The 4853-nt window shown below is 61.9% G+C and carries 5 protein-coding genes and 1 CRISPR repeat array; of the genes, 1 reads left to right on the top strand and 4 read right to left on the bottom strand.

Annotated features, from left to right (window positions below):
- The coding region (locus ACH2EH_RS10140) for a hypothetical protein (protein WP_395141314.1) at nucleotides 1-439 on the bottom strand (439 nt) is incomplete at its 3' end.
- Between the two features lie 92 nt (nucleotides 440-531).
- Entirely contained in the window at nucleotides 532-684 is a 153-nt protein-coding gene (locus tag ACH2EH_RS10135; protein ID WP_395141312.1) for a hypothetical protein, read from the bottom strand.
- 286 nt (nucleotides 685-970) lie between these two features.
- Between ACH2EH_RS10135 and ACH2EH_RS10130 the strand changes: the two genes are divergently transcribed.
- Nucleotides 971-1285 (top strand): hypothetical protein, encoded by a 315-nt coding sequence (locus ACH2EH_RS10130; protein ID WP_395141310.1) that lies wholly within the window; start codon nucleotides 971-973, stop codon nucleotides 1283-1285.
- A 767-nt stretch (nucleotides 1286-2052) separates the two neighbouring features.
- On the opposite strand, the gene cas6 is transcribed toward ACH2EH_RS10130, so the two are convergent.
- Together cas6 and ACH2EH_RS10120 are read right to left on the bottom strand one after the other, a co-directional pair.
- Nucleotides 2053-2895 (bottom strand): CRISPR system precrRNA processing endoribonuclease RAMP protein Cas6, encoded by an 843-nt coding sequence (gene cas6, locus ACH2EH_RS10125; protein WP_395141308.1) that lies wholly within the window; start codon nucleotides 2893-2895, stop codon nucleotides 2053-2055.
- Nucleotides 2896-2943: 48 nt separating this feature from the next.
- Nucleotides 2944-4371: a S24 family peptidase gene (locus ACH2EH_RS10120; protein ID WP_395141306.1), complete on the bottom strand. Its 1428-nt coding sequence runs from the start codon at nucleotides 4369-4371 to the stop codon at nucleotides 2944-2946.
- A 243-nt stretch (nucleotides 4372-4614) separates the two neighbouring features.
- A CRISPR array of direct repeats spans nucleotides 4615-4853; the repeat unit is 23 nt; unit sequence GGTTTCTATCCGCCTGAGCGGTG.

Below are 4853 nucleotides of genomic sequence, written 5' to 3'. Positions count from 1 at the left end.
CGTCGGTCAAAACGACGAGGCGCAGCGGGCACGCTGCGGGTAAGCGCTGCACGGCGGTATCACGGGCGAGGCGCTCCAGCAGCAAGCCGGGGCGTGTCCCACGGCGCGGGTGCTTGTTGCTAGGAACCAGCTCCGTTGCCTTCACTTCCTGGAGAGGTTTTGCTCCCTGGGAGAGATTCGGCCCCCAGATGCGAACCGGCGCGGTGTCGTAGGCCCAGAGGTCCAGAGTCGCTCGTGCGCTGTCGGCGTCCCCGGCGAGCACATCGAGCTGTGTCAGCATGGTCTCCCGCCGAAGGACGGTCGAGTCGGAGCGATCCAGAGCGACGATCAGGTAGCTGGAATCCTCTCCTACACGGCGCGGGCTCTTGGTTGTCGTGTGACAACCTGCCGTAAGGAGAAGCGCCGCGAGGGCAAGTGCATAACCGTCTCTTCGTTTCATTCTGTCTCCTCGTTTCATTTGGTAAAGAGCCACCGATCCCCGAATCGCACGCTCTCTTGACCCGCTGGTGTGTTTCGTCTTGGTGCCTCGTTTTACTCCCACCAGGAGAAAGCGTTCCGATCAATCAGTAGCGGAGAGACAACGCTTGTCTCAACAACCTCAAGGGGCTGCGAGGTCTGTTTCCCACACCCGGCTAGGGCGAGGAGCTCAGCAGCGACAATCAGGGTAGAGGAGCGCGTTTTCACACCCTCCTATGCTTCGCTCTTAAGCGAATGCGTCACAATCTAAAAATATATTTTTCGTGGATCTTGACAGGATTAAGGATCGCTGATAAGATCAGTCTCGCTTCACTTCGCGGGACTCACCGCACTCGAAGCCTCTTCGGAGAAGGCTCTCTTCTCCCCTTTAACTGATTAAAACCGAACCGGGTTACCGGATCGTAAAACCAGGTTCCAGACTCTTTTAATCCCTTTGCCTTTGGGCATTGGTGTGTCTGATTATGGTTCTCAGGAAAGGCAAAAAGAAGAGGCGATGAAAAACAACACCCCCCCCACCACCCTCCAGCGGACAGGGCATAGCGTCCGCCGACAGCAGCAGCGCGGGATTACCCGTGAGCTGGTTGCCCTTGCATTGCAGTTTGGCAAGCGCTACCACGTCGGTGGTGGGCGAGTCGCCTACTACCTGGGCAGACGTCACTTTCCCCAGGGGCTCCCTGCCTCTTTAGCCGACCGCGCCGAGGGGCTGCTGGTCGTTTTGGCGGGGGATGTGCTGGTGACCGTCTACCGCAACACCGCCGGATTTCGGGCAACCCGCAAGGGCTTCCGGCGCAGAGGGCCAAGCGTGTGACCCTGATCCCACGCTGGTCCACCCCGGCAGAGAGTCTCTGCCCATCCGCTTCCGTGTGTGCACTCCTGGTGAGAGCGCACTCGGGAGCGGGTATTGATGAAAAACCAACAACCCAACCAAAACAACCAACCCGACCCGCAGCATTTCCTGGTGAGTGCTGCACTGTACGAGGCTCGCGAGCGCTGTCTCCGCCAGGCCATTGCGCGGGGCTGCCCCCAGGTGCCTGCTGAGAGTGCGGGAGATAAGGCACTTGACTACACGGAGAATGCGATTCTTCAGGGGAAGGTCCCGCCTGTGCTGCCTATTGCGGTCGCCTACTTCAGGCGCTGTTTCTGGGGTGGCAGAATCGCAGCGGGCCGGGAGTGCACGGGGTTTCTGGAACGGGAGCGGCGTCGCTATGCTCGGGGGAACGTCATTTCCCTGAATCAGAGCCCTAGTATGGATGGAGATTCGGTGCAGGATCGGGTTCCAGATCCCGCACCGGATCCCAGCCTGCTGCTGATCCGTCAGGAGCTTGCTCAGACCATCCAGGGCTGGATGGTCGCAACGGGCATGGCTCCTGCGGAACGGGACGCGCTGTCGCTGCGCCTGTTCTACGACCTGGACTGGCAGGAGGTGTTCCAGAAGACACGGGCACGTGGCAATGAGCCTAATCTGCGGCGCTGGGGAGCGCGCCAGCTCCCAAAGCTCGCGGCTGCCCTGCGCGAGAGCCACCCCGACCTCGACCCTGCTCACTCCCCGGAAACGGGGAGTTTTTCTTTTGTGTCCTACTTCCGCTCCAAGAGCGATGAGCGGGTCTGGCCCAGCCCGGTGGTGGTTTTCGCCCCTGTGCCACAGAACGCCGCGAGGGTTGCCAGACTCGCCGCTGCACGGCGCGCTTCTTCGGGGGCACCCCGCCGCCAAGTGAGCTCCATCCAGCCGACAAACCCCACACAGGTACGCTGTCTGCTGGGCCAGGCGAGGGTTTTTAGGTCAAACGCACTCACCAGCGGGGGAGCCTCTGCCAGTAGCTCCTCTGTCGGAGCGGGAACCCTTTCAGGGGCGAAGCGCTCCCAGCTCCGTCGCCAGCTTGCCAGAAAGCGCTCCGGTTCGGGGCGGGGGAGCAGCTCGTCCTGGGAGACAAAGGCGGTGGGGGTTGCGAACTCCAGGCGCAGACGATCCGGCACGGGAACCTGAGTCAGCGCCTCCCACGGTGCATAGAGCCACTCCGGCGGCGCGGCAAGCGCGCAGCGTCCCCGGCCCACCGTCGGAAGAGGAAGGTTCGGCAGGGCATTGCGCAGAGACTCCGCAAAACCATCATCGAGCAAACCCACACGTAGCGAGAGCCGTTGCCCCCGCCGTAGCTCTCCCTCATCACAAGGGGCGCTCAGCCCTTGCTCCACCGCGTAGAGCTCCAGCGGGTTCACTTGCTGTGGGGGGGTGTAGAAGCGTGAGAGCGTGTAGGGCCGACGGACATTCTTTTCCTCGGGCTGCTCGGCATGGAGCGCCTCAGAAACGGCGGGATGGTAGAACTGGCAGAGCTTGAGAAACCAGCCCTGTGCGGGAGCCTGCTTGCTGGCAAGAAACGTCGCTTCTTCCAGCTCCAGTGTCAAACGAAGGAGCGTGGGCATGGCATTACTGGTTCACCAGCGCAGAAGACAACTCCTCCCCCTGACAACTCAAAGGGGACGCAGTAACCCTGTTACTTTGCCTTGGATTCGTACCTCTTCGGTGAGAGGGATCGGGGGATAGTCCGGGTGTGCCGACTCCAGCCGATCTCCTGCGAAGCGCTTGACTACACCGCCTTGGCCGGGGAGCCAGGCCACCACGAGATCACCTGGATGGGGCGTGGCGTGCTGCTGGACAAACAGCAAGTCGCCCGCCTGGACTCCTGCTCCTTGTAGGGATTCTCCCGTGACACGCACCAGGTAGTCCGCCCCCTCCTCCGGGGGAACCACGGTGAGTGTCTCTTCGCTGTACTCCGCGCTCTCTTCCCCCCGCCCTGCCGCCACCAGGCCGCGAACGGGGATGCAGCGGGCCGTGGCGAAGTTGTTGGGCGTGGTGCTTTCTTGCACACCCTGGCTTTCCGGGCGCGGAGAGCTGGGGAGGGGCGGTGCAGGCCTGGGCGTATCTCCCAGGTTCCCCGTGTAGATCCAGTTCCCTTGATGCCACAGGCTTGTCTGTCCGGCGGGAGCCTTGCAAATCGCCTCGTGCATCGCGGTGGTGTGTGCGCTGAGCCGGTCACACTGCGAGAGGACGACCGCCTCAGGGAAGGTAGGCATCTTGGGGGAACCGAAGGCTCCTTCTCCATGGTGGGAGAGGATCAGGTGCATCAGGGCGTTGAGCAGGGTGGTTGGGAACTCCTTGATCCCAACGGCCACCTCATGAACGCGCAGTGCTCCCCCGTGGACATGCCCAATCAGGCACCCCTCCGCCGTGAACGCTCCGGCAGCGAGCCCGTGTTCCATCTCCGTGAGCTTGCCAAAGTCGTGGAGGAGCGCTCCGGTGATGAGCAGATCACGGCAGAGGTACGGATAGACTGCACAGGCAGCCTCACAGAGAGCTGCGACCTCAACGGTGTGCTGGAGCAAGCCTCCTCGGAACGCATGGTGATGCCCTCGTGCTGCGACCGCGTCGGCAAAGGCGCACTGGCTTTGTTTGTCCAAGAGCCGCTTGAGCAGCTCCGCTAGGTGTGGGTTCTGAACCGAGCGAATCAGCCGACAGAACTCCTGCCAGGCGCGGGTGTGGCCTTCGGGGCGTGGTGCCAGGAACTCCGAGAGATCCTCGGGTTGTGCGATGGACTCCACACACTCCAGGGTGATCTCTCCCACCCAGGGACTTGTGGTATCCACCTTGCCCCAGACCTGCACGATCTGTCCCGCCTTGAGCGCGGCTCGGGTACGATCGTCGGCTTGCCATACCTTAGCGATTCGGCCTTCTGGTTGGGTGCGGTCGGTGAGTGTGGCCGCAAGCTGCGGTGCCCGTGTCTCCTCGCCTCGGTCGGTAACACTACGCACGGCGAAGAGAGCGGGGCCAAAGCTCTGTCCTGGCTCCAGGTCTGCGAGGTAGGTTCCCTTATCCAGCGTGATGGGGTTGGTTGTTTTCATACCCCCTTATGCTTCTTCGCTGGAGGAATGAGTCATACTCCCCGAAGTTTTTTTGTGACCTGTGATCCTGCTGACCGGAGCCCGACAGACGGGGAAGACGACCCTCACCCGAGACCTCGCCTTTGCCCTGTAAGTCTTTCCCGGGAGCTTCTTGCTGACCGGCTCGGCAAATGTCCTAAGTGCTTCCCAAAGTCTCGGAGTCGCTGGCAGGGCGTATCGAGGTACTGACACTCTGGCAGCCCAGGTTTCTATCCGCCTGAGCGGTGCCCTCTGTCGCGACCTGTACAGGGCTCTACATTGCCCCAAAATGTAGCCGGTTTCTATCCGCCTGAGCGGTGCCCTCTGTCGCGACGACTGGATGTATGCTTGGACTCATATGTCCGGCATGTTTCTATCCGCCTGAGCGGTGCCCTCTGTCGCGACTCGCTACAGTCGCTGGTGTGGTGTTCTTTGGCTATGGGTTTCTATCCGCCTGAGCGGTG

The organism is Armatimonas sp. (assembly GCF_043760365.1).
In the GTDB taxonomy this organism is placed as follows: Bacteria; Armatimonadota; Armatimonadia; order Armatimonadales; family Armatimonadaceae; genus Armatimonas.
Note: the sequence above shows the minus strand (reverse complement) of the source record. Positions and strands in the feature narration are given on the sequence as shown.